Source organism: Micromonospora rhizosphaerae, assembly GCF_900091465.1.
GTDB classification, from domain to species: domain Bacteria; phylum Actinomycetota; class Actinomycetes; order Mycobacteriales; family Micromonosporaceae; genus Micromonospora; species Micromonospora rhizosphaerae.
The window spans coordinates 6,581,154-6,605,253 of sequence record NZ_FMHV01000002.1 but is presented as its reverse complement, the minus strand read 5'-3'; the positions used below and the strand labels follow the sequence as shown (position 1 = coordinate 6,605,253).

The 24,100-nt window shown below is 73.5% G+C and carries 28 protein-coding genes and 1 riboswitch; of the genes, 20 read left to right on the top strand and 8 right to left on the bottom strand.

What is annotated here, in order from left to right; all coding sequences use genetic code 11:
* Position 1: 1 nt before the first annotated feature.
* The gene (locus GA0070624_RS31045; RefSeq protein ID WP_091346847.1) at positions 2 to 622 is read right to left on the bottom strand and encodes a DUF4870 domain-containing protein; all 621 of its coding nucleotides are present in this window, start codon (positions 620 to 622) and stop codon (positions 2 to 4) included.
* 218 nt (positions 623 to 840) lie between these two features.
* Between GA0070624_RS31045 and hrcA the strand changes: the two genes are divergently transcribed.
* The 3 genes from hrcA (at position 841) to GA0070624_RS31030 (ending at position 3,868) form a co-directional block, all read left to right on the top strand.
* On the top strand, positions 841 to 1,863 hold the full coding sequence (gene hrcA / locus GA0070624_RS31040; RefSeq protein ID WP_091346845.1) for a heat-inducible transcriptional repressor HrcA: 1,023 nt from the start codon (positions 841 to 843) through the stop codon (positions 1,861 to 1,863).
* Positions 1,864 to 1,937: 74 nt separating this feature from the next.
* Complete coding sequence (dnaJ, locus tag GA0070624_RS31035) at positions 1,938 to 3,083, top strand: molecular chaperone DnaJ (RefSeq protein ID WP_176732077.1); 1,146 nt, start codon at positions 1,938 to 1,940, stop codon at positions 3,081 to 3,083.
* A gap of 50 nt (positions 3,084 to 3,133) precedes the next feature.
* The gene (locus tag GA0070624_RS31030) at positions 3,134 to 3,868 is read left to right on the top strand and encodes a 16S rRNA (uracil(1498)-N(3))-methyltransferase (RefSeq protein WP_091346841.1); all 735 of its coding nucleotides are present in this window, start codon (positions 3,134 to 3,136) and stop codon (positions 3,866 to 3,868) included.
* Between the two features lie 101 nt (positions 3,869 to 3,969).
* Here GA0070624_RS31030 and GA0070624_RS31025 read toward each other — a convergent pair whose 3' ends face one another.
* Entirely contained in the window at positions 3,970 to 4,731 is a 762-nt protein-coding gene (locus tag GA0070624_RS31025; RefSeq protein ID WP_091346839.1) for an SDR family oxidoreductase, read from the bottom strand.
* Between the two features lie 71 nt (positions 4,732 to 4,802).
* Between GA0070624_RS31025 and GA0070624_RS31020 the strand changes: the two genes are divergently transcribed.
* From GA0070624_RS31020 to GA0070624_RS30985, 8 genes are all read left to right on the top strand, one after another.
* Positions 4,803 to 5,153, top strand: a complete 351-nt coding sequence (locus tag GA0070624_RS31020) for a histidine triad nucleotide-binding protein (RefSeq protein WP_091346837.1) — start codon at positions 4,803 to 4,805, stop codon at positions 5,151 to 5,153.
* Positions 5,154 to 5,188: 35 nt separating this feature from the next.
* On the top strand, positions 5,189 to 6,565 hold the full coding sequence (locus tag GA0070624_RS31015; protein ID WP_091346835.1) for a serine hydrolase domain-containing protein: 1,377 nt from the start codon (positions 5,189 to 5,191) through the stop codon (positions 6,563 to 6,565).
* Between the two features lie 131 nt (positions 6,566 to 6,696).
* On the top strand, positions 6,697 to 7,755 hold the full coding sequence (locus tag GA0070624_RS31010) for a PhoH family protein (RefSeq protein ID WP_091346833.1): 1,059 nt from the start codon (positions 6,697 to 6,699) through the stop codon (positions 7,753 to 7,755).
* A gap of 18 nt (positions 7,756 to 7,773) precedes the next feature.
* Positions 7,774 to 8,247 (top strand): rRNA maturation RNase YbeY, encoded by a 474-nt coding sequence (gene ybeY, locus GA0070624_RS31005; protein WP_091346831.1) that lies wholly within the window; start codon positions 7,774 to 7,776, stop codon positions 8,245 to 8,247.
* The gene (locus GA0070624_RS31000; protein WP_176732075.1) at positions 8,223 to 9,632 is read left to right on the top strand and encodes a hemolysin family protein; all 1,410 of its coding nucleotides are present in this window, start codon (positions 8,223 to 8,225) and stop codon (positions 9,630 to 9,632) included. Before ybeY ends, GA0070624_RS31000 begins: the two co-directional genes overlap by 25 nt.
* Positions 9,625 to 10,011 carry a cytidine deaminase gene (locus tag GA0070624_RS30995; RefSeq protein ID WP_091346826.1) on the top strand — a complete coding sequence of 129 codons (387 nt, stop codon included), beginning with the start codon at positions 9,625 to 9,627 and terminating at the stop codon, positions 10,009 to 10,011. Before GA0070624_RS31000 ends, GA0070624_RS30995 begins: the two co-directional genes overlap by 8 nt.
* On the top strand, positions 10,008 to 10,916 hold the full coding sequence (era, locus tag GA0070624_RS30990) for a GTPase Era (protein WP_091346824.1): 909 nt from the start codon (positions 10,008 to 10,010) through the stop codon (positions 10,914 to 10,916). Before GA0070624_RS30995 ends, era begins: the two co-directional genes overlap by 4 nt.
* 179 nt (positions 10,917 to 11,095) lie before the next feature.
* On the top strand, positions 11,096 to 12,223 hold the full coding sequence (locus GA0070624_RS30985) for an acyltransferase family protein (protein WP_091346821.1): 1,128 nt from the start codon (positions 11,096 to 11,098) through the stop codon (positions 12,221 to 12,223).
* Here GA0070624_RS30985 and GA0070624_RS30980 read toward each other — a convergent pair.
* Positions 12,210 to 13,004, bottom strand: coding sequence for a DUF4097 family beta strand repeat-containing protein (locus GA0070624_RS30980; RefSeq protein WP_091350215.1), 795 nt, complete (start codon positions 13,002 to 13,004; stop codon positions 12,210 to 12,212). The genes GA0070624_RS30985 and GA0070624_RS30980 overlap by 14 nt on opposite strands.
* A gap of 102 nt (positions 13,005 to 13,106) precedes the next feature.
* Between GA0070624_RS30980 and recO the strand changes: the two genes are divergently transcribed.
* The 5 genes from recO (at position 13,107) to GA0070624_RS30955 (ending at position 16,181) form a co-directional block, all read left to right on the top strand.
* Positions 13,107 to 13,982, top strand: a complete 876-nt coding sequence (gene recO, locus GA0070624_RS30975) for a DNA repair protein RecO (protein ID WP_091346819.1) — start codon at positions 13,107 to 13,109, stop codon at positions 13,980 to 13,982.
* Between the two features lie 32 nt (positions 13,983 to 14,014).
* The gene (locus tag GA0070624_RS30970) at positions 14,015 to 14,791 is read left to right on the top strand and encodes an isoprenyl transferase (protein WP_176732074.1); all 777 of its coding nucleotides are present in this window, start codon (positions 14,015 to 14,017) and stop codon (positions 14,789 to 14,791) included.
* A 67-nt stretch (positions 14,792 to 14,858) separates the two neighbouring features.
* A complete protein-coding gene (locus tag GA0070624_RS30965; protein ID WP_091346815.1) occupies positions 14,859 to 15,044 on the top strand; it encodes a hypothetical protein in 186 nt (61 codons plus the stop codon).
* A 148-nt stretch (positions 15,045 to 15,192) separates the two neighbouring features.
* Complete coding sequence (locus GA0070624_RS30960) at positions 15,193 to 15,417, top strand: thioredoxin reductase (protein ID WP_091346813.1); 225 nt, start codon at positions 15,193 to 15,195, stop codon at positions 15,415 to 15,417.
* The gene (locus GA0070624_RS30955) at positions 15,414 to 16,181 is read left to right on the top strand and encodes a pirin family protein (protein WP_091346811.1); all 768 of its coding nucleotides are present in this window, start codon (positions 15,414 to 15,416) and stop codon (positions 16,179 to 16,181) included. The genes GA0070624_RS30960 and GA0070624_RS30955 overlap by 4 nt, the downstream gene beginning before the upstream one ends.
* Positions 16,182 to 16,184: 3 nt before the next feature.
* Here GA0070624_RS30955 and gndA read toward each other — a convergent pair whose 3' ends face one another.
* On the bottom strand, positions 16,185 to 17,627 hold the full coding sequence (gene gndA, locus GA0070624_RS30950; RefSeq protein ID WP_091346810.1) for an NADP-dependent phosphogluconate dehydrogenase: 1,443 nt from the start codon (positions 17,625 to 17,627) through the stop codon (positions 16,185 to 16,187).
* 106 nt (positions 17,628 to 17,733) lie between these two features.
* Positions 17,734 to 18,030 (bottom strand): MTH1187 family thiamine-binding protein, encoded by a 297-nt coding sequence (locus GA0070624_RS30945; protein ID WP_091346808.1) that lies wholly within the window; start codon positions 18,028 to 18,030, stop codon positions 17,734 to 17,736.
* Positions 18,031 to 18,285: 255 nt separating this feature from the next.
* Between GA0070624_RS30945 and GA0070624_RS30940 the strand changes: the two genes are divergently transcribed.
* Positions 18,286 to 18,534, top strand: a complete 249-nt coding sequence (locus GA0070624_RS30940) for a hypothetical protein (RefSeq protein WP_091346805.1) — start codon at positions 18,286 to 18,288, stop codon at positions 18,532 to 18,534.
* Between the two features lie 177 nt (positions 18,535 to 18,711).
* Here GA0070624_RS30940 and GA0070624_RS30935 read toward each other — a convergent pair whose 3' ends face one another.
* From GA0070624_RS30935 to GA0070624_RS30925, 3 genes are all read right to left on the bottom strand, one after another.
* Complete coding sequence (locus GA0070624_RS30935) at positions 18,712 to 19,512, bottom strand: energy-coupling factor transporter transmembrane component T family protein (RefSeq protein WP_091346803.1); 801 nt, start codon at positions 19,510 to 19,512, stop codon at positions 18,712 to 18,714.
* A gap of 52 nt (positions 19,513 to 19,564) precedes the next feature.
* Positions 19,565 to 20,980 carry an ABC transporter ATP-binding protein gene (locus GA0070624_RS30930; RefSeq protein WP_091346801.1) on the bottom strand — a complete coding sequence of 472 codons (1,416 nt, stop codon included), beginning with the start codon at positions 20,978 to 20,980 and terminating at the stop codon, positions 19,565 to 19,567.
* Positions 20,981 to 21,076: 96 nt separating this feature from the next.
* Positions 21,077 to 21,661, bottom strand: coding sequence for an ECF transporter S component (locus GA0070624_RS30925; RefSeq protein ID WP_091346799.1), 585 nt, complete (start codon positions 21,659 to 21,661; stop codon positions 21,077 to 21,079).
* Between the two features lie 73 nt (positions 21,662 to 21,734).
* A riboswitch (TPP riboswitch) is annotated at positions 21,735 to 21,840 on the bottom strand.
* Between the two features lie 109 nt (positions 21,841 to 21,949).
* Here GA0070624_RS30925 and GA0070624_RS30920 point away from each other — a divergent pair.
* The 3 genes from GA0070624_RS30920 to GA0070624_RS30910 are packed head-to-tail and all read left to right on the top strand — an operon-like array spanning position 21,950 to position 24,080.
* Positions 21,950 to 22,780, top strand: coding sequence for an alpha/beta fold hydrolase (locus GA0070624_RS30920; protein ID WP_091346797.1), 831 nt, complete (start codon positions 21,950 to 21,952; stop codon positions 22,778 to 22,780).
* On the top strand, positions 22,777 to 23,334 hold the full coding sequence (locus tag GA0070624_RS30915) for an AAC(3) family N-acetyltransferase (RefSeq protein WP_245719073.1): 558 nt from the start codon (positions 22,777 to 22,779) through the stop codon (positions 23,332 to 23,334). Before GA0070624_RS30920 ends, GA0070624_RS30915 begins: the two co-directional genes overlap by 4 nt.
* Positions 23,331 to 24,080: a sugar isomerase domain-containing protein gene (locus GA0070624_RS30910; RefSeq protein WP_091346794.1), complete on the top strand. Its 750-nt coding sequence runs from the start codon at positions 23,331 to 23,333 to the stop codon at positions 24,078 to 24,080. The genes GA0070624_RS30915 and GA0070624_RS30910 overlap by 4 nt, the downstream gene beginning before the upstream one ends.
* The last annotated feature ends 20 nt before the right edge of the window (positions 24,081 to 24,100 follow it).

Genomic DNA, 24,100 nt, shown 5'->3' with positions numbered 1-24,100 from the left:
CTCACTTGACCAGGCTGATGCTCATCGGATAGCGGTACAGCTCGCCCTCGTTGGCCTTGACGCCGGCGAGGACGCCGAAGATGATGCCGAGGATGACCGCCGCGCCGACCGCGATGAACCCGATCGCGATGCAGGCCAGGAGCCAGCCGACCAGGCCGACGATCGACCAGAGCAGCTGGAAGTTGAGCGCCGCGACCGCGTGCTGGCGCACCGTCGGCGACTGGTTCCCCCGGGCCAGCATGGCGACCAGCGGGGGAAGCCAGCCCAGCACGCCGCCACTGACGAACATCGCCGCGGCGCCGCCGAAATGCGCGATCAGAGCCCAGGTCTTGTCCTCGTTGTTGGCGTAGCCCCGCGGCGGGCCGTAGGCGCCGCCGGTCGGATAGCCGGCGCCCGGCGGGGGATAGCCGCCCGGGGGCGGGTAGCCACCCGACGGGGGCTGGCCACCGGAGGGCGGCGGATACCCGCCGGGCGGGGGATAGCCGCCCCCGCCCGGTGCCCCGGACAGTGGTGCGGTGGGGGGCTCGTCTGCCGACGAGCCGAGCGGTGCCGACGGCGGGGTCGGGTCCGGCGACGGGGTGCCGGGGTCCCCCGCTCCGGGAGGGCGAGGTGGTTCAGTCATGGGCGTCACGGTAGGGGCCGCCCGCAAGGGCGCACCAGAGCGCACCGGTCGGGTTGACCGGACGATCGGGCCACCCGGAGGGTGGGCGATGACGCACCCCGGGTCCGGCTTGATCATCGCGTCGGCGGCCGGGCCGACGTAGACTGGCACTCAATACACTCGAGTGCCAGACGTCGGCCGGCGTCGCCGGCGGGTCCAGGTGCGTCAGGAGGTGGGAGATGGGTCTCGACGACCGCAAGCTCGCCGTGCTGCGCGCGATCGTCGAGGACTATGTCGCCACCCAGGAGCCGGTGGGGAGCAAGGCCCTCGTCGAGCGGCACCAGTTGGGCGTCTCCCCGGCGACGGTGCGCAACGACATGGCGGTGCTGGAGGAGGAGGGCTACATCCGGCAGCCGCACACCAGCGCAGGCCGGGTGCCCACCGACCGTGGCTACCGGCTCTTCGTCGACCGGCTGTCCCGGGTGAAGCCGCTCAGCCCCGCCGAGCGCCGGGCGATCGAGCGCTTCCTGGTCGGCGCCGTCGACCTGGACGACGTGGTGCACCGCACCGTCCGGCTGCTGGCCCAGCTGACCCGGCAGGTCGCCGTGGTGCAGTACCCGAGCCTCGCCCGCTCCTCGGTCCGCCACCTGGAGCTGGTGCCGATCTCCACCACCCGGCTGATGCTGGTCATGATCGCCGACACCGGGCGGGTCGAGCAGCGGCTGGTCGAGCTGCCCGCGCCGGTCCCCGCCGACGACGTCACCGACCTGCGCCAGCTGGTCAACGAGAAACTGGTCGGCACCCGGCTGTCCGACACCCCGCCGCTGGTGCAGACGCTGGTCGACGAGTCCGCACCGCACCTGCGCCCGGCCATGACCACGCTCTCCACCGTGCTGCTGGAGACGCTGGTGGAACGGCACGAGGAGCGCATCGCGCTGGCCGGCACCGCCAACCTGACCCGGGGTGGCCTGCTCGACTTCCAGGGCTCGCTGCGGCCCATCCTCGAGGCGCTCGAGGAGGAGGTCGTGCTGCTCAAGCTCATCGGCGAGGCCGAGACGAGCACGACCCGGGTGCTGATCGGCGACGAGAACGAGATCGACAACCTGCGTGCCGCCTCCGTCGTCAGCACCGGGTACGGCCCGGGCGCGACCATCGTCGGCGGCCTCGGCGTGCTCGGGCCCACCCGGATGGACTACCCCGGCAACATCGCCACGGTAAGGGCCGTGGCACGCTACGTGGGCGAACTGCTGGCCCAGAACTGACCAGTCAGGGCCGACGGCCGGCTCCGGCCGCCGACCGGCGCGACGCGAGACGAAACATGAGGACACGGAACGCAGTGGCCAGGGACTACTACGGCATTCTCGGTGTGAGCCGGGACGCCTCCGACGACGAGATCAAGCGCGCCTACCGGAAGCTGGCGCGGCAGTTCCACCCGGATGTCAATCCGGACCCGGAGGCACAGGAGAAGTTCAAGGACATCAACGCCGCGTACGAGGTCCTCTCGGACGACCGGAAACGGCAGATCGTCGACCTGGGCGGCGACCCGCTGGCCCCGGGCGGCGGGGGCGCCGGCGGCCCGGGTGGTCCCGGCGCTGGCGGGCCGTTCGTCGGCTTCCAGGACATCATGGACGCGTTCTTCGGCGGCGCTGCGGGCGGCGGCCGGGGCCCGCGGCCGCGTACCCGGCCGGGGGCGGACGCGATCCTGCGGCTGGAGCTGGACCTGCAGGAGACCGCGTTCGGCGTCGAGGCGCCGATCACCGTCGACACCGCCGTCCTCTGCACCACCTGCTCCGGCGCCGGCACGGCGGCCGGCACCCACCTGGCCACCTGCGAGGCGTGCGGCGGCCGGGGCGAGGTGCAGTCGGTGCAGCGCACCTTCCTCGGGCAGGTGGTCTCCGCCCGGCCGTGCACCGTCTGCCAGGGCTACGGCACCACCATCCCGCACCCCTGCCCGACCTGCGCCGGCGACGGCCGGGTGCGGACCCGCCGCTCGCTGACCGTCAAGATCCCCGCGGGTGTCGAGGACGGCATGCGGATCCGGCTGGCCCAGCAGGGCGAGGTGGGCCCGGGCGGCGGCACCGCCGGCGACCTCTACGTGGAGATCCACGAGCGGCCGCACGACGTCTACTCCCGTAAGGGCGACGACCTGCACTGCCGCGTCACCGTGCCGATGACGGCCGCGGCGCTCGGCACCCGGCTGACCATCAAGACCCTCGACAGCGAGGAGACCGTCGACGTCAAGCCGGGCACCCAGCCGGGCAGCACGCTGCGGCTGCGCGCCCGGGGCGTGCCGCACCTGCGCGGCACCGGCCGGGGCGACCTCTACGTCCACCTCGACGTGCGCACCCCGACCAAGCTCGACGCCGAGCAGGAGCGGATGCTGCGCGAGTTCGCCAAGACCCGGGGCGAGGAGGTCGCCGAGCTGACCAAGCAGGGCGGCTTCTTCTCCCGGATGCGTGACGCCTTCAACGGGCACGCCTGACCCGGCAGCTATCGGCCCCGGCCAGCGCCGGGGCCGATAGCCTGTGGATCGTGTCCGCGCCGCTCTTCCTGGTCGAGTCGCTGCCCACCGCCGACCGGCTGACCCTCGACGGCTCCGAGGGGCGCCACGCCGCCACCGTGCAGCGGCTCCGGCCCGGCGAAAGACTGCTGCTCGCCGACGGGCGGGGTGGCACGGCCGCCGCGGTGATCATCACCGTCGGCAAGGGCACCCTCGACCTCGAGATCACTTCCCGCGGGTACATCGACGCGCCCGTTCCGCGCCTGGTCGTGGTGCAGGGCATCGCCAAGGGGGACCGGGGCGAGCTGGCGGTGCAGGCGATGACCGAGGTCGGCGTCGACGAGATCGTGCCCTGGGCGGCCGACCGCTCGGTCGTCCTCTGGCGCGGTGACCGCGGCGTACGGGCCCGGGAGAAGTGGGTGGCGACCGTGCGGGAGGCGACCAAGCAGGCCCGCCGGGCCTGGTTGCCGGTGGTGGCCGGCGCGCCGGACGAGTCCACCGCCCGGGTGGCCCGCCGGATCGCTGGGGCCGCTGCGGCGTTCGTGCTGCACGAGGAGGCGGAGGAACGGCTGACCACCGCCGAGCTGCCCGCCACCGGCGAGATTGTGCTGGTCGTCGGCCCGGAGGGGGGCATCGCCGACCGCGAGCTGGATGCGTTCACCGAGGCCGGGGCCCGCCCGGTCCGTCTCGGCCCGTCCGTCCTGCGCACCTCCACGGCCGGCGTCGCCGCCCTCTCCGTCCTCTCCACCCGCCTGGGCCGTTGGTAACCCCGGCCCCTCTGCGCGATCTTGCAGTTGTGGTGGCCGCGTAAGCCGCAAAACAGCTCGAAAGGGTCACCGAAAGTGCAAGATCGCGGAAATTGGCGGGGTCAGCTGCGCAGGTAGGAGGCGCCGTTGAGGTCGACGATGGTGCCGGAGGCCCACTCGGCCTCGGGGGAGGCGAGCCAGTGGACGGCGGCGGCGATCTCCTCGGGGCGGGCCACGCGGTTGAACGGGCTCTGCGCCCGGATCGCCTCGCCGCGCTCGCCGCTGAGGTGGTCGGTGGTCATGTCGGTCTCGACGAAGCCGGGCGCGACGGTCGCCACCGCGATGCCGTACGGGGCGAGGGCCAGCGCCAGCGACTGCCCCAGCGCGTTCAGCCCGGCCTTGCTGGCCCCGTACGCCGGCTGCTGCGGCTCGCCGCGGAAGGCGCCCCGAGAGGAGACGTTGACGATCCGGCCGCCCCGCTCGCGCATGTGCTGGGCGGCGCACCAGGTCACGTTGGCCGCGCCGGTCAGGTTGGTCTCCAGCACCAGCCGCCACTGCTCCCGCCACTGCTCGTAGGAGGCGCCGAAGACCGGGTGCGGCAGGTCCCGCGGGCCGTATACGCCGGCGTTGTTGACCAGCACGTCCAGCCCGCCGAGGCGGTCCGCCGCCTCGTCGACCATCGCCCGGACCGCGTCCGGGTCGGCCAGGTCGCCCGGGACCACCACGTGCCCCTCGCCGGGCAGCTCGTCGCGCAGCATTTCCGCCAGCTCCGCCGAGGCCCGGTGGTGGATCGCCACCCGGTCGCCGCCCACCGCGAATGCCCTCGCCACCGCGCGCCCGATGCCGCGCGAGGCCCCCGTCACCAGTACCGCCCGAGAAGTCACGCCGGACATCATGCCCCGGCGCACCCGGTGGACCCGCCGCGCGGTCCCGCCCGGCCGCTTAACATGCCCGGATGGGAACCGACTGCCTGTTCTGCCGGATCGTCGCCGGGGAGATCCCCGCCAACATCGTGCGGGAGACCGCCACCACGCTCGCCTTCCGGGACATCAACCCCAAGGCGCCCACCCACGTGCTGGTCATTCCGAAGGAGCATTACGCCGACGTGGCCACCCTCGCCCAGGGCGACCCGGGGCTGGCCGCTGAGGTGCTGGCCACGGCCGCCACGGTGGCCGAGGACGAGGGGCTGCTCGCCGACGGCTTCCGGCTGATGTTCAACACCGGGGCGTACGCCGGCCAGGAGGTCTTCCACGTCCACGCCCACCTGTTCGGCGGCGCGCCGCTCGGCCCGATGCTCTGCCGCTGAGGAGTAGACCTCGGCCCGCTCCTTACACTGCTCACATGATCACGGTGAACGACCGGCTGGGCCGCATGGTGCGGCAGGTGCAGGCTCAGGGCCGGGTGCCGGCGGTGTCGGCCGCCCTGCACCGGGCCGACCGGCCGATCTGGACCTGCACGGTGGGCGACGCCGGAAACGACACGCCGCTCGGCCCGGAGACCGTGTTCCGGATCGGCTCGGTCACCAAGACCTTCACCTCCGTGCTGGTGATGCAGTGCCGCGATGACGGCCTGCTCGACCTGGACGACCCGATCGGCCGGCACCTCAACCTGCCGGCGCACGGTGAGCTGACCGTACGCCGGCTGCTGTCGCACACCGCCGGCCTGCAGCGGGAGCCGCACGGCGACGTCTGGGACACCCTGCGCGCGCCCGGCGTGGACGAGCTGATCGCCGACCTGACCCGGGTCGAGCGGGTGCTGCCTCCCGGCCGCCGCTACCACTACTCCAACCTCGGCATGGCGCTGCTTGGCGAGCTGGTCGGCCGGCTGCGCGGCGGCACCTGGGCGGAGGTGCTGGCCGAGCGGGTGCTCATCCCGCTGCGGTTGACCGCCACCGGTGTCACGCCGGGCGAGCGGGCGGCGACCGGGTTCCTGGTCGACGCGTACTCCGACGAGGCTCACCCGGAGCCGCCGACCGACTTCGGCGCGGTGGCCCCCGCCGCGCAGCTCTGGAGCACCGCGACCGACATGGCCCGCTGGGCCGCCTTCCTGGCGGACCCGGTGGCGCTCGACCCGGCCGGGGCGGTGCTCGCCCAGACCACCCTCGACGAGATGCGCTGGCCGCACACCACCACCGACGAGACCCTCTGGTCGGGCGGCTTCGGGCTGGGCCTGATCCTGGTGCCGCAGCCGCAGCGGGTGATGCACGTGGGGCACGACGGAGCCATGCCTGGTTTCCTCGCCGCCGTCTACGGCCGGCGCGGCGGCGACGGCACCGCGGGCGCGATGGGCTGCGCCGTGCTCGGCTCCTCCGGCACCGGCGTCGACGTCTTCGACCTGCCGCACCGGCTGCTCGCCGCGTCCGCCGAGCAGGACCCGGCCGACATCGAGCCGTGGCGCCCGGGCGCGCCGGCCCCGGACCACCTGCGCGGGATGCTCGGCCGCTGGTGGGGCGAGGGCTTCGAGTACGTCTTCTCCTGGCACGGCGGGACGCTGCGGGCCCGCGGCGCGGACGACCCGGCCGGCAAGCCCCCGGCGGTCTTCGCCCCGGTGCCTGACTCGCCGGACGTGTTCCGGACGGTCGCGGGGCGGGAGGTCGGCGAGCTGCTCCGGCTGACCCGGGACGAGCGCGGCGTCGTGGTCCGGATGCACTGGGCCACCTACCGCTTCACCCCCGCTCAGGAGACCTTTGACGGGTACGACTTCCGCGCCGGGAGATGATCTCCGACCACCCGAAATGGGCGAGGTGCGTCCGGTGTTGAACCGATACGATGGGTGGAACTGAACGCCGCGCCAGCAGGGCCCGGCACCTAGATCGAGAGCAGGTGGCTCAGGGCCCGACGGCCCGACCTATGACCGACACCCCACCTCCCGGCCCGCCACAGGCGCAAACCAGGATCACGGTCCCCGACTCGAAGATCATGGTCAACCTGCTCGGCGCGGGCGACGAGATCCTGCGACTCGTCGAGCGCTCGGTCAACAGTGACGTCCACGTGCGTGGCAACGAGATCACCATCACGGGTGTCCCCGCGGACAACGCCCTCGCCGAGCGCCTCTTCAGTGAGCTGCTCGAACTCATCGAGAAAGGCGAGACTCTGACCACTGACGCCGTCCGGCGTACCGTCGGCATGCTCGAGCAGGGCAGCGCCGAGCGGCCCGCCGAGGTCCTGACGCTGAACATCCTCTCCCGGCGCGGGCGCACCATCCGTCCCAAGACCCTCGGGCAGAAGCGCTACGTCGACGCGATCGACGCGCACACCATCGTCTTCGGCATCGGCCCCGCCGGCACCGGCAAGACCTACCTGGCGATGGCGAAGGCCGTCCAGGCGCTCCAGGCCAAGCAGGTCAACCGGATCATCCTGACCCGGCCGGCGGTCGAGGCGGGGGAGCGGCTCGGCTTCCTGCCCGGCACGCTCAACGAGAAGATCGACCCCTACCTGCGCCCGCTCTACGACGCGCTGCACGACATGCTCGACCCGGAGTCCATCCCGAAGCTGATGGCCGCCGGCACGATCGAGGTGGCACCGCTGGCCTACATGCGGGGCCGCACCCTCAATGACGCGTTCATCATCCTCGACGAGGCGCAGAACACCACGCCCGAGCAGATGAAGATGTTCCTCACCCGGCTCGGCTTCGGTTCCAAGATCGTGGTCACCGGTGACGTCACCCAGGTGGACCTTCCCGGCGGGACGACCAGCGGCCTGCGGGTGGTCCGGGAGATCCTGTCCAACGTCGACGACGTGCACTTCGCCCAGCTCTCCAGCTCCGACGTGGTCCGCCACAAGCTGGTGGGGGAGATCGTCGACGCGTACGCCCGCTGGGACGCCGAGCGGGAGAACCAGCAGGCGCAGAACGTGCACGCCGTGCCCGGGCGGACCGCCCAGGGCGGCCGGGCCGGCCGGCGCCGCTAATCCACTAGAGGAAGACAGTTGTCCATCGAGATCGCCAACGAGTCGGGTGTCGAGGTCGACACCGACGCCGTGCTCGCCGTCGCCCGGCACGCCCTCGACGAGATGGGGGTCAACCCCCTCGCCGAGCTCTCCGTGCTGCTGGTCGACATCGACTACATGAGCGAGCTGAACCACCGCTGGATGGGCGGCGAGGGGCCGACCGACGTGCTCGCGTTCCCCATGGACGAGGGCAGCGTCGACCACGGTCCGGGGGAGACCGCCCCGGCGGGCGGCGAGCCGGCCCTGCTCGGCGACATCGTGCTCTGCCCGGAGGTGGCGGCCAAGCAGGCGGCCACCGCCGGTCACTCCACCGCCGACGAGCTGCACCTGCTCACCGTGCACGGCGTGCTGCACCTGCTCGGCTACGACCACGCCGAGCCGGAGGAAGAGCGGGAGATGTTCACGCTCCAGGCCCGACTGCTGGCCAGCTGGCGGTCGACCCGGTCCCGGTGATGACCACCCTGGCGGCCGGAGCCGCCGCCGGCCTGCCCGACCTCCAGCTCATCGTCTTCGCGGCGGGGCTGGTGGTGCTGGCCGGCCTCATCGCGATGACCGAGGCGGCGCTGGCGGCCGTCTCCCCGGCCCGGGCCGCCGAGCTGGCCCGGGACGGGGTGCGTGGCGCGCGTACCCTCCAGGCGGTCGCCGGTGACGTGGTCCGCCACCTCAACCTGCTGCTCCTGGTCCGGCTGCTGGCCGAGTTGACCGCCACCACCCTGGTCGCCCTGGTCGCGGTGGACACCTTCGGCGCCGGCTGGCGGGCCGCCCTGGTCACCGCCGGCGCGATGACCGTGGTCAGCTTCGTCGTGGTCGGCGTCGCCCCGCGCACCATCGGCCGGCAGCACGCGTACGCGGTGGGCCGTACGGTCGCGCCGCTGGTCCGCTGGCTGGGCCGGGCGCTCAACCCGCTCGCCTCGCTGCTGATCCTGATCGGCAACGCGGTCACCCCGGGGCGCGGCTTCCGGGAGGGGCCGTTCGCCACCCAGGTGGAGCTGCGCGAGCTGGTCGACCTGGCCGAGCAGCGCGGCGTGGTGGAGCACGGCGAGCGGCAGATGATCCACTCGGTCTTCGCCCTCGGCGACACCATCGCCCGGGAGGTGATGGTGCCGCGTACCGAGATGGTGTGGATCGAGGAGGGCAAGACGCTCTCCCAGGCGCTGGCGCTCTTCCTCCGCTCCGGCTTCTCTCGCATCCCGGTGATCGGGGAGAGCGTCGACGACGTGCTGGGCGTGCTCTACCTCAAGGACCTGATCCGACGCACCCGGGGCGGAGATCCGCAGGCCGATCAGCTCCCGGTGTCCGAGCTGATGCGCCCGGCGACCTTCGTGCCCGAGTCCAAGCCGGTCGACGACCTGCTCTCCGAGATGCAGGCCGCCCGCAACCACCTGGTCATCGTCGTCGACGAGTACGGCGGTACCGGCGGCCTGGTCACCATCGAGGACATCCTCGAGGAGATCGTCGGCGAGATCACCGACGAGTACGATGTCGAGCGTCCGCCGGTCGAACACCTGACGGACGGGGCCGTGCGGGTCGCCGCCCGCCTCCCGGTGGAGAATCTGGGCGAGCTCTTCGACACCGAACTCCCCACCGACGAGGTGGAGACGGTTGGCGGTCTGCTCGCCCAGTCGCTCGGCCGGGTGCCGATCCCCGGGGCGAAAGCCGAGGTGTCCGGGCTCCGGCTGATCGCCGAAGGCACCACCGGCCGGCGCAACCGGATCGACACTGTGCTGGTGAGCCGGATCGAGCCGACCGACGCGCAGGACGGCGCGGGGCGCGGCGAGCACGTCGAGTCCCGCAGCAACCACGCCCGATTCGAGGAGAGGCAACCCGCCGATGCCTGAGTCACCCGCCGTACCCGCAGCCCGGCCCACCCAGGCCGACCCGGCCGAGCTGAGCGCCGAGGACGGCAAGCTGGTCATCCTGGCCCGGGGCGCGCGCGGCCGGGTCGGCGCCGTGGAGGGCGCGGCGGTCCGCGACCAGGACGGCCGGACGTACGCCGCGGCCAGCGTCGCGCTGCCCTCGCTGACGTTGACCGCGCTCCAGCTCGCGGTCGCCTCGGCGGTGGCCGCCGGCGCGAGCCGGCTGGAGGCCGCCGTGGTGGTGACCGAGGCCTCGACGCTCGACGGCGCCGGGCACGCCGCGGTGCGCGACCTCTCCGTCGACGCGCCGATCCACGTGGCCGCGCCGGACGGCACCGTCCTTGGCACGGTGGTCGAATGACCGGCGTCCGGGATCCGGAGGAGCCCCGTCCCTACCGGGCCGGTTTCGCCTGTTTCGTCGGGCGGCCGAACGCCGGCAAGTCCACCCTGACCAACGCGATCGTCGGCACGAAGATCGCCATCACCTCGACCAAGCCGCAGACCACCCGGCACGTCATCCGCGCGGTGCTGCACCGCCCGGACTCGCAGCTCGTCCTGGTCGACACCCCCGGCCTGCACCGTCCGCGGACGCTGCTCGGCGAGCGTCTCAACGACCTGGTCCGGCAGACCTGGAGCGAGGTCGACGTGATCGGCCTCTGCATCCCGGCGGACGAGCCGATCGGCCGGGGCGACCGGTTCATCACCGGCGAGCTGGCCGCGCTGAAGGCGACGGTGCTGGCCGTGGTCACCAAGACCGATCTGGTCGACAAGAAGCGGCTGGCCGAGCAGTTGCTCGCGGTCAGCGAGCTGGGCGAGTTCACCGACGTGGTGCCGGTGAGCGCCGTCTCCGGGCACCAGCTGGACACCCTGGTGGACGTGATGACCGGCTACCTGCCGGAGTCGCCCCAGCTCTACCCGGACGACATGCTCACCGACGACCCGGAGCAGGTGCTGGTCGCCGAGCTGATCCGGGAGTCTGCGCTGGAGGGGGTCCGGGAGGAGCTGCCGCACTCCATCGCCGTGGTGGTGGAGGAGATGGTCGCCGAGGGGCAGCTCACGAAGATCTACGCCGACGTCTACGTCGAGCGGCCAAGCCAGAAGGCGATCGTGATCGGTCACCGGGCCAGCCGGCTCAAGCAGGTGGGCACCAACGCCCGGCGGCAGATCGAGGAGCTGCTCGGCACCCGGGTCTACCTCGACCTGCACGTCCGGGTGGCGAAGGACTGGCAGCGCGACCCGAAGCAGTTGCGCAAGCTCGGCTTCTGACCGTACGTCCGGCCGCCGGCTCCCGGATGGGGCCGGCGGCCCGCTGTTTCTTCGGGCCCGGATGGTCCGAATCGGTCGGGAATATGGGAAGTTTCACTTTTCGCCCCGGCCGCCTCATCGGTCGATCGGGCCGGATCGGAGGGTAAGAAGGCCGCTGCTCCCGACATAGATGCAGGCTGATGCGAAACCGATACCTCGACCTGCTCCGTTTCCTGGCCATCGTTCGAGTCGTCGTCTACCACGTCACCGGTTGGGCGGCGCTGACCCTGATCTTCCCCGCCATGTCGGTGATGTTCGCGCTTGCCGGCTCGCTGATGGCGGCCTCCCTCGACCGCACCGGCACGCCGGCCGTCCTGCGCCGCCTGCGCCGCCTGCTGCCGTCGCTCTGGGTGCTGGCGGCGGTCTTCGTACCGGCCATGCTGCTCACCGGGCTGCCGTTGACCCCGAAGGTGCTGCTCTGGCTAGTCCCGGTCAGCGACCCGCCCGCCAACGGCTGGGGAGCGTTGGCGCTGAGCGTCATCTGGTACCTGCGGGACTACCTGTGGTTCGTCCTCGCCTCGCCGCTCGCCCTTCGGCTGTTCCGGCGGGCCCCGCTGCCCACCCTCCTCGCCCCGTACACCCTGCTCGCCGTGATCGAGTTCGGCATCCTGCCGGGCGCGCCGACGGTGCTGCGCGAGTTCGGCCTCTACTTCGGCGCCTGGCTGCTCGGCTTCGCGCACCACGACGGCCTGCTGCGGCGGCTCGGCAACCGGGTGCTCGTGCCGGCGGCGCTGGTCCTCGGCGCGGCCGGGATGTCCTGGATCCTCACCCACCCCGGCGCGCGCGGCTACGACCTCAACGACATCCACCTCGGCAACGCCCTCTGGTCGGCCGCGTTCATCCTGCTGGTGATCGGCCGGGCGCCGGCCGGCGCCGCCTGGGTGGACCAGAACCCCGTCCTCGGCCGGGCGGTCACCGTGCTGAACCGGCGGGCACTCACCGTCTACCTGTGGCACATGCCGTTCGTGGTGGCGCTCACCCCGCTGGTCGACGTGGTCGGCTGGTCACACCAGGATCCGGTCGGCCTGGCGATCCGGGTGGTACTGGTCTTCGGCCTGGTGGGCCTGGTGACCATGCTGGTCGGCTGGGTCGAGGACATGGCGGCCCGCCGCCCGCCGGAGCTCCTCCCCGGCGGGGCCCGCAAGACCCCGGCCGGCCGGGCGGCCGCCGCCCCGGCCGGCCCCGCGCCCGCCGGCGCGGCGACGCGGGCGATCCCGGCGCCGCGCCGCCCGGCCAAGGTGGCGACCGCCGAGATCAACGCTGGGTGAGCGTCACGTTCCCGCTGCCGGTGCCGACGTCGAGCAGCAGCGAGGCGGTCGGGTCGTCGGCCACACCCAGGTCGGCGTCACCTGAGCCGGTGCTCGACCGGACCCGGTACCGGCCGGCCGGCACGGCCAGTTCGATGTCCCCGCTTGAGGCGTGCGCCCGGGCCGACGCCGGCCGGTCCAGCTCCAGCGTGACGTTGCCGGAACTGGTCTCGGCGTCCACCTGACCGCCGATCCGGCGACCCGTGATGTCGCCCGAGGAGGCGCGCAGGTGGACCGTCCCGGCCACGTCGGCCACCTCGATGTTCCCGGAGCCGGTCTCGGCGCGTACCGGGCCGGCGGCGCCGGTGACCGTGACGTCACCCGAGCCGAGCTTGATCTCCACCGGGCCGACCCGGGTCAGCTCCACGTCGCCCGAGCCGGTCTCGCCCCGCACCGCGACCCCCTCCGGCGCGATGACCTCGTACGACACGCTGCAGTCGGGGCCGCACTCGGTGTCCAGGACCAACTCGTCGCCCCTGATCTCGTACCGGGTGTCGGGCTCGTCGCCGTGGTAACGGACCATCCGCTTGATCCGTACCTGGGGGGCCGTCCCGGCGGCGCGGACCACGACGTCGCCGGAGCCCGGCAGCACGGTGATCCGGGTGATCTTGGCCGACTCGGTGTTGTCGTAGTCGAGCCGGCGGAACGAGAGGGTGTCACACCCGGCGAGGACAATCAGGGTGGCAGCCGTGCCGACGGCGATCCCTGTCCGGGTGGTGACTGCGGTGGGGTGCAGAGCCATGGCCAGCACGCTACGGCCGACCCCGGGCGCCGCACATCGGGGTTCCGCCGCCGCTGGACCCCGAACCGACCCTGAGATCGCACCCCGAGGGAGAATGACCGGATGGCCGGGTACCGCCGACAGCTCTACCGCGACGACGCGGTGGTGCTGCGCGTGCAGAAGCTCGGCGAGTCCGACCGGATCATCACCCTGCTCACCCGCCGGCACGGTCGGCTGCGCGCGGTCGCCCGGGGGATCCGGCGCACCACCAGCAAGTTCGGTGCCCGGCTGGAGCCGTTCGGCCACGTCGACCTCCAGCTCGCCGGCGACCCCAAGGGCAACCACGGCAGCTCCCTGCACACCATCAGTCAGGTCGAGGGGATCAACCTCTACGGCAAGCGGTTCCTCGGCGACTACCCCCGCTACACCGCGGCCAGCGCGATCGCCGAGACCGCCGAGCGGCTCACTCCGGTCGAGCGGGAGCCGTCGCTGCGGCTGTTCCAGCTCACCCTCGGCGCGATCAAGTCGCTGGCCCGGGGCGACCACGCCACCACGCTGGTGCTCGACGCGTACCTGCTGCGCGGGATGGCGCTGGCCGGCTGGGCGCCGGCGCTCGTCGCCTGCGCGGTCTGCGGCACGCCGGGGCGGCACCGGGCGTTCTCCGTACCGGCCGGGGGAGCGGTCTGCCCGGACTGCCGGCCGCCCGGCGCGGCCCACCCCGCCCCGGCCACCATCGACCTGATGTCCGCGCTCACCAGCGGGGACTGGGTGCTCGCCGACGCCACCGAGACCGGCGTACGCCGGGAGTGCAGCGGCCTGGTCGCGGCGCACCTGCAGTGGCACCTGGAGCGCGCGCTACGCTCGCTGCCGCTGGTCGACCGGGGTGGCCCGGCGGCCGGCGCGGTTCCGCCGCCGGGCGGCGGCGGACCCGGCGTGGTCCCGCCGCGAGCCGGTGTCGGGCCTGCCGCGGACGGTGCGAACAGGGAGAAGACCGAGTGATCCGATCGACCAGGGTGCGCCGGCGTGAGCCGGTGGCGCCGACTCCGCACCCGTCGGGTGCTCGGCCCCCGGCGCTGCCCGCCGACGCGCTGCCGAAGCACGTCGCGGTGGTGATGGACGGCAACGGCCGGTGGGCCAAGGAGCGCGGCCTGCCCCGCACCAAGGGTCACGAGCAGGGGGAGTACAGCCTCTTCGACACCATCGAGGGCGCGATCGAGCTGGGCATTCCCTACCTCTCGGCGTACGCCTTCTCCACCGAGAACTGGCGGCGCTCGCCGGACGAGGTCCGCTTCCTGATGGGCTTCAACCGGGACGTCATCCGCCGCCGCCGGGACCAGCTGGTCGACCTGGGCGTCCGGGTGGTCTGGTCGGGGCGGGCCGGGCGGCTCTGGAAGAGCGTCATCTCCGAGCTGCAGACCGCCGAGGAGATGTCCCGGGGCAACTCGAGGCTGACCCTGCAGTTCTGCGTGAACTACGGCGGGCAGGCGGAGATCGCCGACGCCGCGGCCGCGATCGCCCGCGACGTGGCCGCCGGCAGGCTCGACCCGTCCCGGGTCAACGAGAAGACGGTCGCGAAGTACCTCTACCACCCCGAGGTCCCCGAGGTGGACCTCTTCCTGCGCCCCTCCGGCGAGCAGCGCACCTCCAACTTCCTGCTCTGGCAGAGCGCGTACGCCGAGCTGGTCTTCCTCGACACGCTCTGGCCGGACTTCGACCGCCGCCACCTGTGGTACGCCTGCGAGCTGTACGCGCAGCGGGACCGCCGATTCGGCGGGGCGCTGCCGAATCCGGTGGCGCCGCAGATCTGAGCCGGGCTTACCGACGCGTCACTTTGGGTACCGATCCGGGCAGCAGACACATGCGGAGGTGACCCAGATGATTCAGAAGCGGATTGCCCAGTGGGCCGTCATGGCGATCGCGGTGCCGCTGGCCGCGGCCGGCGCGCGTCGGCTCAGCCACACCCTCGAGGCCCGTCGCGGCCCGTCCGGGGTGAGCCGACTGCTCAGCAAGGGCGCCGACATGCTGCGGCCGCAGAAGGCCAAGCGTCGCCGGTTCTGGTGACGACGACGGTCGGCGCCGCAGCGTCGCGGCGCTGACCGGGCCTGCGGTCCGCGCCCCGCATCCGGCTTTCGGGCCGGGCTGCGGGGCGCCCCCGCGTACGATCGACGCAGGGGCGCGCCGCCGGGACGCGCCCGCCACGGGGGTGGGGATGCGGGATCTCCGGTACAAGATGATCATGGCGTTGAACGCGGCCGACCTCGGCAGCCCGATCTGTGAGCAGGTCGCCGAGATCTGCGCGGAGATCGCCGAGCAGCACTGCGCCGAGTTCGGGCACGTCCCGAGCGTGCGTTCCGGCGAGATCGCCGAGCTGGGGGCCACCGGCGAACCGGCGCTGACCTGGGCGCCCACCGAGACCGGGCAGCGTGCCTGGTGACGGCCGTCGCACCCACGCCCGCCGTGGACGTCCGCCGGGCCGAGGACCGGTTCAAAACCCGGCTGTCCTGGCTCGATTCGAAGCACTCGTTCTCGTTTTCGCGGCACTACGACCCGGCCAACATCCATCACGGGCTGCTGCTGGTCAACAACGACGACGTGGTGCGCCCGGGCACCGGCTTCGAGACCCACCCGCACCAGGACATGGAGATCGTGACCTGGGTGCTGCGCGGCTCGCTGGTGCACCAGGACTCCACCGGCCACTCCGGGGTGATCTATCCGGGGCTCGCCCAGCGGATGAGCGCCGGCACCGGCATCCTGCACTCCGAGAAGAACGACTCGTGGCGGCTGGAGGACACCGCCCCGCACAACGAGCCGGTTCACTTCGTCCAGATGTGGGTCGTCCCCGACACCGAGGGCATCGAGCCCGGCTACGAACAGCTGGAGATCGGCGACGAGCTGCTCCGCGGCGGCCTGGTCCCGGTCGCCTCCGGCATGGACCGGTACGACGGCGCGTCGGCGATCCGGATCCGCAACCGGTACGCCACCCTGCACGCCGCCCGGCTCAGCGCGGGCGACGAGGTGACCCTCCCGGACGCGCCCTTCCTGCACCTGTACGTGCCAGCCGGCGCGGTGACGCTGGAGGGCACCGGACGGCTCGATGAGGGTGACGCCGCCCGGATCACGATGACCGGCGGCCAGCGGGTGGCCGCCAGCGAGCCGGCGGAGATCCTGGTCTGGGAGATGCACGCGACCCTCGCCTGAAGGTCAGGCCTCCACCTCGGAGCGGTCTCCGGCCCAGAGGGTGTGGAAGGAGCCCGCACGGTCGACCCGGCGGTAGGTGTGCGCGCCGAAGTCGTCCCGCAGCGCCTGGATCAGCGCGGCCGGCAGGCGCTCCGCGCGCAGCGCGTCGAAGTACGCCAGGGAGGAGGAGAACGCCGGCGTCGGCACGCCGGCCCGGGCCGCGTAGGCCACCACCTTCCGCCAGCCCGGCACCCCGGCGTTGACCGTCTCGGCGAACCACGGCGCCACCAGCAGCGTCGGCAGCTCCGGCTCGGCGTCGTACGCCTCCCGGATCCGGTCGAGGAAGCGGGCCCGGATGATGCAGCCGCCCCGCCAGATGGTGGCGGTGCCGCCGAGGTCGATGTTCCAGTCGTACTCCCGGCTGCCCGCGCGGATGTGGTCGAAGCCCTGCGCGTACGCGACGATCTTGCTGGCCAGCAGCGCGCGCCGCACGTCCTCGACGAAGGTCCCCCGCTCCTCGACCTGCCACTTCTCGCTAGCGGCAGCGAAGGCCCGGCGGGCGGCGGCGCGCTGGTCGGCATGGCCGGAGAGGGACCGGGCAAAGGTCGCCTCGGCGATGCCGGTGATCGGGATGCCCAGGTCGAGGGCGTTCTGCACGGTCCAGCGCCCGGTGCCCTTCTGCTCGGCCTGGTCGAGCACGACGTCGACGAAGGGCCGGCCGGTCGCGGCGTCGGTGTGCGCCAGCACGTCCGCGGTGATCTCGATGAGGAAGGACTCCAGCTCGCCGCTGTTCCACTCGCGGAAGATCTCCGCGATCTCCGCCGGGCTCGCCGACATCCCGGCCCGCAGCAGGTCGTACGCCTCGGCGATGAGCTGCATGTCGGCGTACTCGATGCCGTTGTGCACCATCTTGACGAAGTGGCCGGCGCCGTCCGGGCCGATGTGCCGGCAGCAGGGGGTGCCGTCCACCTGCGCGGCGATCTTCTCGAACATCGGCCCGAGCCTCGCGTACGACTCGGCGGAGCCGCCGGGCATGATGCTCGGGCCGTGCAGCGCGCCCTCCTCGCCGCCGGAGACGCCGGTGCCGACGAAGTGCAGGCCGTGCCCGCGCAACGTCTCCTCCCGGCGCCGGGTGGCGGCGAAGTGCGCGTTGCCGCAGTCGACCACGATGTCGCCCGGCTCCAGCAAGGGCACCAGCTCGTTGACGACGGCGTCGGTGGGCGCGCCCGCCTTGACCATGACGATGATCGCCCGGGGCCGCTCCAGCGAGTCGACGAAGTCGCCGAGGGACTCGGACGGGACGAAGGTGCCCTCGCCGCCGTGCTCGGCGATGAGGCGGCGGGTGCGTTCCGGCGAACGGTTGTGCACCGCCACGGTGAAGCCGTTGCGGGCGAGGTTCCGGGCCAGGTTGCGACCCATCACCGCCAGCCCGGTCACGCCGACCTGCGCCGTCGCCCGCTGTGCCATGCGTACCGCCACCTCTCGTCGGCTGCCGTCCTGCGACCGTATCGCGCTCCACGGCGCTCCGGGCCCGGACATCGACGGCGGGTGAACGCGCGGTGGCGGCCGGTCCTCAGCCCTCGGCCAGGCGGGCCTCGATGTGGGCGACCTTCGCGGTCATCGCGTCGGTGACCCCGGGCCGGAGGTCGGCCTTGAGCACCAGGCTGACCCGGGGCGCCTGGGCGGCGACGGTGTCGACGGCCCGCTTCACCACCGCCATCACCTCGTCCCACTCACCCTCCACCGTGGTGAACATGGCGTCGGTCCGGTTCGGCAGCCCGGACTCCCGGACCACCCGGACGGCGTCGGCGACCAGATCGCCGACGGACTCACCCACGCCGAGCGGGGTGATCGAGAACGCGATCAGCATTCTTCCGATGGTGCCAGCAATTCGGCTGCGGGCCGGCGGTGCGGTCGGTTAGCGTGCTGGCATGCGTAACTGACGCCCACCTTGCCGAGCCGGTCCGCTTCCGTCGCGGGCCCGCGTGCTCCAGGGCGTCCGCATGCCACCGCCGCCTCAGTCGCGGCGCCCTTCGTGGTCGGGCCTCCCCGGAGCGGCACCTCATCCGTGCTTGTCCCACCGAGCCGCCGTGCGGCGGCCGGTCCTGGCCGAAGGAGGCAGCGTATGCCCGCCAAGCGCAGTCCGAAGAAGTCCCGCAAGCCCTCGTCGGGGCCGTCCCTGACCGACGTGACCCCGCCGGAGCTCGACACCCTCGCGGTGGCGCCGTCGGCGCCGGTCGCCCTGCCGGCGACCAAGCAGGCGGAAACCCCGCCCCCGCCGAAGGCCGGCCCGCCGCCCGGCCGCGACGCCCGCTTCGCCGGCCGCGGCCAGCGGGCGAGCCAGACCCGCCGGCACGCCTTCCGCCGCAGCTGACGGTTCGGGTGCAGTTGTTGTCGCTCCGGCGACGACAACTGCACCCGAAGACGGAGCGGGCTACGGTGCGGCGCGACCACCGGACGCCGGTGGGCCGGGTCGTGGTTCGTCGTCGCTCCCCCGCCCCTCACCCCCCGGGTTCAGGCGTGGGCCGCCGCAGTCCCGCCGCTCCGGTCGTCAGCCGATCAGCGGGCGGAAGGTGCCGAGCAGGATGCTGACCGTCAGCGCCGCGCCGGCCAGCACCGCGGCCCCGGCCATCAGCAGCCCGTCCGCCGGGGTGAAGCGCTGCCGCCGGGCGACGGTCCGCGGAGTGCCGGCGTCGAAGCCACGGGCGTCCATCGCCACGGCCAGCCGGGTGCCCCGGCGGATCGCCCCGACCAGCAGTGCGAACGCGGTCGAGACGAAGAGTCGCAGCTTGGCCACGGGGTTGCGGGCGGCGTCCACGCCCCGTGCCCGCCGGGCCATGCTGATCATCTGCCACTCCTGACCGAGCAGCGGCACCAGCCGGAACGCGGCCAGCGCGCCGATGGCGAACCGGGCCGGCGCCTTGGCGTTCTGGATCAGCGCGTCGGCCAGGTCGGTCGGATCGGTGGTGGCGAAGACGATCACGCCGGGCAGCGCCACCGCGAGCATCCGCAGCACCAGGCCCAGCGCGGTCAGCAGCACCCCGGACGTCACCAGCACCGGCCCGGCCTCGACCAGCACCCGGCCGGACCGGTCGGCGGCGAAGAGCACCAGGGTGACCAGGATGCCGGCGGCGCTGGCCAGCAGCGGCCAGGCCCGTCGGGCGAGCACCCGGTAGCGGATGCCGAACAGCGGCAGTACGGCCAGTTGGACGGCGATCGCGAGGGCCGGGGCCACCGGGTCCAGGGTGGCGATCAGGATGAAGGAGAAGACCAGCGCGGCGGCCAGCTTCGCCACCGGGTTGCGCCGGGCCAGCGGCGCGCCCGGCGCGGCCACCGGTTCGATGCTGATCACGGGCGCTCCAGGGTGACGGCCCGGTCGGTGCCGGGCGCGGCGACGATGCTGATCACGGGCGCTCCAGGGTGACCGTCCGGTCCGCGAGGGCGGCGACGAAGTCCGGGTCGTGGGTGATCGCGACGACGCCGTGCCCGGCGTCGCGCAGCTCGGCGAAGAGGTCGACCAGCTCCCGCCAGGTTTGCCGGTCCTGGCCGAAGGTGGGTTCGTCGCAGATCAGCAGGCGGGGCGCGGTGGCCAGGGCGGTCGCCACGCTCAGCCGCCGCGCCTCGCCGCCGGAGAGGGTGTACGGGTTGGCGCCGGCCAGCCGCGCCAGCCCGAGCCGCTCCAGCAGGCCGTCCACGATGCCCTTCACCGCCGCCTCCGGCTGGCCCGTCCGGCGTGGACCGAGCGCCAGCTCGTCGAAGACGGTGCCGGTGACGAACTGGTGTTCCGGGTCCTGGAAGACCGAGCCGATCCGGCCGGCCAGGGCGGGTGCCCGCCAGCGGTGCGGGGGAGTGCGGGCGTCGGCGCCGGCCAGCTCGGGTGCCGCGGTGACCCGGCCGGTGCCGGGCTTCAGCAACCCGCCGACCAGCAGGGCCAGGGTGGACTTGCCGGCGCCGTTGGGGCCGAGGACGGCGAGCGCCTCGCCGGCGCGTACCGCGAGATCGGTGGGGGTCAGCCTTGGCGGCAGGCCGAGCCGGTCGGCGGTGAGCAACAGGTCCCCGGCCGGCGCGGCGGCGTGCCGCGGCGGTACGGTCCGGCCCGGCACCCAGACCCCCGACTCGGCGAGGGCGTCGCCGTGCGCGGCGAAGACCGCCGCCGGCGGCCCGTCGACGCGGACCCCGCCGCCCGGTTCGAGGACGACCACCCGATCGACCAGCGGCAGCGCCTCGGCGACCCGATGCTCGACCAGGATCAGCGTGGTGTCGACGTCCACGGCGCCCGCGACGGCCTGCCGGACCAACGCCGCTCCGGCCGGGTCGAGGTTGGCGGTGGGTTCGTCGAGCAGCAGCAGCCCCGGGCGCAGCGCGAGCGCCCCGGCCAGGGCGAGGCGCTGCTGCTCGCCGCCGGAGAGCGCCGCGGTCGGCCGGTCGCGGTGGTACGGGAAGCCGACCCGGCGCAGCGCCTCGTCCACCCGCGGCCAGATCTCGTCGGCCGGCACCCCGCGGTTCTCCAGCCCGAACGCGACGTCGTCGCCGCAGCGGGCCATCACCAGCTGGGTCTCCGGGTCCTGGAAGACGATGCCGACCCGTTCCCGGGCCTTGCGCGGGTCGAGCCCGTCGATCTCGACGACGCCCTCCTGCTCGCCCGAGTCCTCCGGCAGCAGCCCGGCCAGCGCCGCCAGCAGCGTGCTCTTGCCCGCCCCGGACGGCCCCAGCAGCAGCACCCGCTCACCGGCCTCGACGCGCAGGTCCACCCCGCGCACCGCCCAGGCCTTCCGTCCGGCATGCCGCCACCCGAACCCGCGCAACTCCACCGCACTCACCGCTACACCCCCTTTCGTCCGGCGATCATGAAGTTGTTGTCGCGACACGCCGGGCCGGATGACAACAACTTCATGATCAACACGGAGCTGGGGCGGTCAGACGGCGGCGCGTTCGCGGCCGGCGGGGAAGCGGTCGAGGACGCCCGTGCCCGCCAGGGCGCGGGTGAGGGCGACGCTGCCCAGGCCGGCCACCACCAGCGAGCTGGCCGCGGTGATGAGGATGTAGGGGAGGCGGAAGCTGCCCCATGCGGTGCCCGGGTACCAGACGAAGACGTCGTAGATCGACGCGGCGAGGCCGGCCAGGGTGGCCGCCAGCAGCGCGACCGGCAGCCGGTAGTTGCGGTACCCGAAGAGCGCGAAGGCCAGCTCGCCCGCTGCCGCCTCCAGCGGGCCCTGCACCACGATGGTCCAGCCCCAGCTCGTGCCCAGCGCCACCGACACCAGGGCGGCGAGGGTGAGGGTGTAGAGGGCGGCGCCGGGCTTGCGGATGATCAGCGCGCCCAGCACGGCGGGCACCAGCCAGACGCCGTACAGGACGGCCCGGCCGGGCAGCGGGATCGCGTCCGCCGGCCCGTTCCACAGCAGGCCCCAGGCCCAGAAGATGACGCCGAACGCCACCCCGAGCACGGAGGCGATGACGATGTCGATGGTGCGCCACCGGTTGCCGGTTGGTTGAGTCATGGTTGCTCCCAGTCCAGTGAAAGGAACCAGGAGAAGACGCACGCCGCGCCCGGTGTCACCGGACGGCGGCGCGGCTGGAGGTCGACCGAACTCCCTGCGCTGGCATTACCCAGATCAGGTTCGAGGGTCTGCGGGCTGTGCCCGCACTCTCAGCGCTGCGCGCTCCCCTGTCGGATGTGAAGTTTTCGCGTCAAACGCTAGCACCGACCCCTGGTGCCCGCCTAGCGGGGCAGTTGCCCGGGATCGCCGGTCCGGCCGGGAAGCCTTCCCGTGGGTAGGCTGCCGATCATGCGGGTGGACGCGCGAGGTCTGACGTTCGAGGTACGCAGCGGCGGGCCGGACGACGGCGAACCCGTCCTGCTGCTGCACGGCTTCCCGCAGCACGGCGGGGAGTGGGACGACGTGGTGCCCGCGCTGCACGCCGCCGGGCTGCGCACGTACGCGCTGGACCAGCGGGGCTACTCGCCCGGAGCGCGTCCCGAGACGCTCGCGGACTACCGTCTTCCCGAACTCGTCGCCGATGCCGGGGCGGTGCTCGACGCGCTGGGCGTCGAGACGGCGCACCTGGTCGGCCACGACTGGGGCGCGGTCGTTGCGTGGGGCCTCGCCGCGGGGCATCCGGAGCGGGTCCGCACCCTCACCGCCGTCTCGGTGCCGCACCCGGCGGCCATGGCGCACGCGCTCGCCACCGACCGGCAGCAGCAGGCCCGGTCGTCGTACATCGGGCTGTTCCGCAAGCCGGGCAAGGCGGAGAAGTTGCTGCTCGCGTTCAATGCCGCCACGCTGCGCCGGATGCTCGGCGGGGTCGGCGACGCGGCGCGGGTAGCCCGCTACGCCGAACCGATGCGCGAGCCGGGGGCGCTCACCGCCGCCCTCAACTGGTACCGGGCGATGTCCCGGGCGGACCTGGCGGCGGTCGGGTCGGTGGTGGTGCCGAGCACGTTCGTGTGGAGCGACCGGGACATTGCGATCGGCCGGACCGCCGCCGAGGCGTGCGCGACCCACGTCAAGGGGGAGTACCGCTTCGTCGAACTCTCGGGCGTGACCCACTGGATCCCCGACGAGGCGCCCGGCCCGCTGGCCGAGGCGATCCTCGCCCGGGTGGGCAGGGCCGGGTGACCGCGGCCGCCGGGCCGGCCCGGCTGCACCCCCGCGCGTCGCTGGCCGCCCAGTTCCGGCAGCTCGGCGTACGCCCCGGCGGTGCCGTGCCGGTGCACGCGGCCATGCGCCCGCTGGGCTTCGTCTGCGGTGGCCCGCAGGCCGTCGTGCTCGCCGACCGGATCGTCGCCGACCACTCCCGGGCGGACATGCTCGGCGAGGTCTCCCCGCTGGCCCGGCTCTACGGCCTCGACGCCGACGTGCTGCTGCTCGGCGTCGACCACGGCTCCAACACCTCCCTGCACCTGGCCGAGTACCGGCAGCCGGCGCCGCCGCGGCAGCGGTGCGGCGCCGCCGTGCCGACCGCCGACGGCGGCGGCCGGGAGTGGGTGTGGTGGGACGACGTGGTCCTCGAGGAGGGCGACTTCGCCCGGCTCGGCGCGGACTTCGAGGCCACCGGCGCGGTCCGAATCGGACCGGTCGGCGACGGGACGGGCCGGTTGATGAGGCAGCGGGCGGCGGTCGACTTCGCGGTGGACTGGCTGGCCCGCAACCGACGGACGGAGGAAACATGACGGTGAGCGCCGAGGCGTACCTGGCGGTGGTGACCGAGACGATCGGCCGGGTCGCCACCGGCCAGCGGGAGGCCGTCGCTCGGGCCGCGGACCTGATCGCCGACGCGCTGCGCGCCGACGGGGTGATCCACGCGTTCGGCACCGGCCACTCCGAGGCGCTGGCGATGGAGATCGCCGGTCGGGCCGGCGGGCTGGTGCCCACCAACCGGATCGCGCTGCGCGACCTGGTGCTCTACGGCGGTGAGCCCGCCGACGTGCTCGGCCCGAAGCTGGAGCGCGATCCGGGCGTGGCGCACCGCCTCTACGAGCTGGCCCCGGTCCACCCGCAGGACGTCTTCGTGCTCGCCTCCAACTCCGGGGTGAACGGCGCCATGGTGGAATTCGCCGCCCTGGTCAAGGAGCGCGGGCACCGCCTCGTCGCGATCACCTCGGCCGAGCACTCCGGGCGGATGACCTCGCGCCACCCGTCCGGGCGCAAGCTCGCCGACTTTGCCGACGTGGTGCTCGACAACGGCGCCCCGTACGGCGATGCGACCCTGCCGTTGCCCGGCGGCGGCGCGGTCGGCGCGGTCTCCTCGATCACGGCCGCGCTGCTGGCCCAGCAGATCGTGGCGGAGGTGGTGGCGCGCCTGCTGGCGGCGGGCGAGCGGCCCCCGGTCTACCTGTCGGCCAACATCACCGGCGGGGACGAGCACAACGCCGAACTGGAGGCCCGCTACGCCGGCCGGATCCGCCGCGGGGCGTGAGGCCCGGCGCGACCTGGCCG

Bases quoted from the DNA above. Each gene is read 5' to 3' on its own strand.
- GA0070624_RS30965 (WP_091346815.1), top strand. From the start codon at position 14,859: ATGATTCAGAAGCGGATTGCCCAGTGGGCCGTCATGGCGATCGCGGTG.
- GA0070624_RS31010 (WP_091346833.1), top strand. From the start codon at position 6,697: ATGACCGACACCCCACCTCCCGGCCCGCCACAGGCGCAAACCAGGATC.
- GA0070624_RS30940 (WP_091346805.1), top strand. From the start codon at position 18,286: ATGCCCGCCAAGCGCAGTCCGAAGAAGTCCCGCAAGCCCTCGTCGGGG.
- hrcA (WP_091346845.1), top strand. From the start codon at position 841: ATGGGTCTCGACGACCGCAAGCTCGCCGTGCTGCGCGCGATCGTCGAG.
- GA0070624_RS30920 (WP_091346797.1), top strand. From the start codon at position 21,950: ATGCGGGTGGACGCGCGAGGTCTGACGTTCGAGGTACGCAGCGGCGGG.
- GA0070624_RS30910 (WP_091346794.1), top strand. From the start codon at position 23,331: ATGACGGTGAGCGCCGAGGCGTACCTGGCGGTGGTGACCGAGACGATC.
- GA0070624_RS30925 (WP_091346799.1), bottom strand. From the start codon at position 21,661: ATGACTCAACCAACCGGCAACCGGTGGCGCACCATCGACATCGTCATC.
- GA0070624_RS30985 (WP_091346821.1), top strand. From the start codon at position 11,096: ATGCGAAACCGATACCTCGACCTGCTCCGTTTCCTGGCCATCGTTCGA.
- GA0070624_RS31045 (WP_091346847.1), bottom strand. From the start codon at position 622: ATGACTGAACCACCTCGCCCTCCCGGAGCGGGGGACCCCGGCACCCCG.
- recO (WP_091346819.1), top strand. From the start codon at position 13,107: ATGGCCGGGTACCGCCGACAGCTCTACCGCGACGACGCGGTGGTGCTG.
- GA0070624_RS31015 (WP_091346835.1), top strand. From the start codon at position 5,189: ATGATCACGGTGAACGACCGGCTGGGCCGCATGGTGCGGCAGGTGCAG.
- GA0070624_RS30960 (WP_091346813.1), top strand. From the start codon at position 15,193: ATGCGGGATCTCCGGTACAAGATGATCATGGCGTTGAACGCGGCCGAC.
- GA0070624_RS30980 (WP_091350215.1), bottom strand. From the start codon at position 13,004: ATGGCTCTGCACCCCACCGCAGTCACCACCCGGACAGGGATCGCCGTC.
- GA0070624_RS31020 (WP_091346837.1), top strand. From the start codon at position 4,803: ATGGGAACCGACTGCCTGTTCTGCCGGATCGTCGCCGGGGAGATCCCC.
- era (WP_091346824.1), top strand. From the start codon at position 10,008: ATGACCGGCGTCCGGGATCCGGAGGAGCCCCGTCCCTACCGGGCCGGT.
- GA0070624_RS30995 (WP_091346826.1), top strand. From the start codon at position 9,625: ATGCCTGAGTCACCCGCCGTACCCGCAGCCCGGCCCACCCAGGCCGAC.
- gndA (WP_091346810.1), bottom strand. From the start codon at position 17,627: ATGGCACAGCGGGCGACGGCGCAGGTCGGCGTGACCGGGCTGGCGGTG.
- GA0070624_RS30945 (WP_091346808.1), bottom strand. From the start codon at position 18,030: ATGCTGATCGCGTTCTCGATCACCCCGCTCGGCGTGGGTGAGTCCGTC.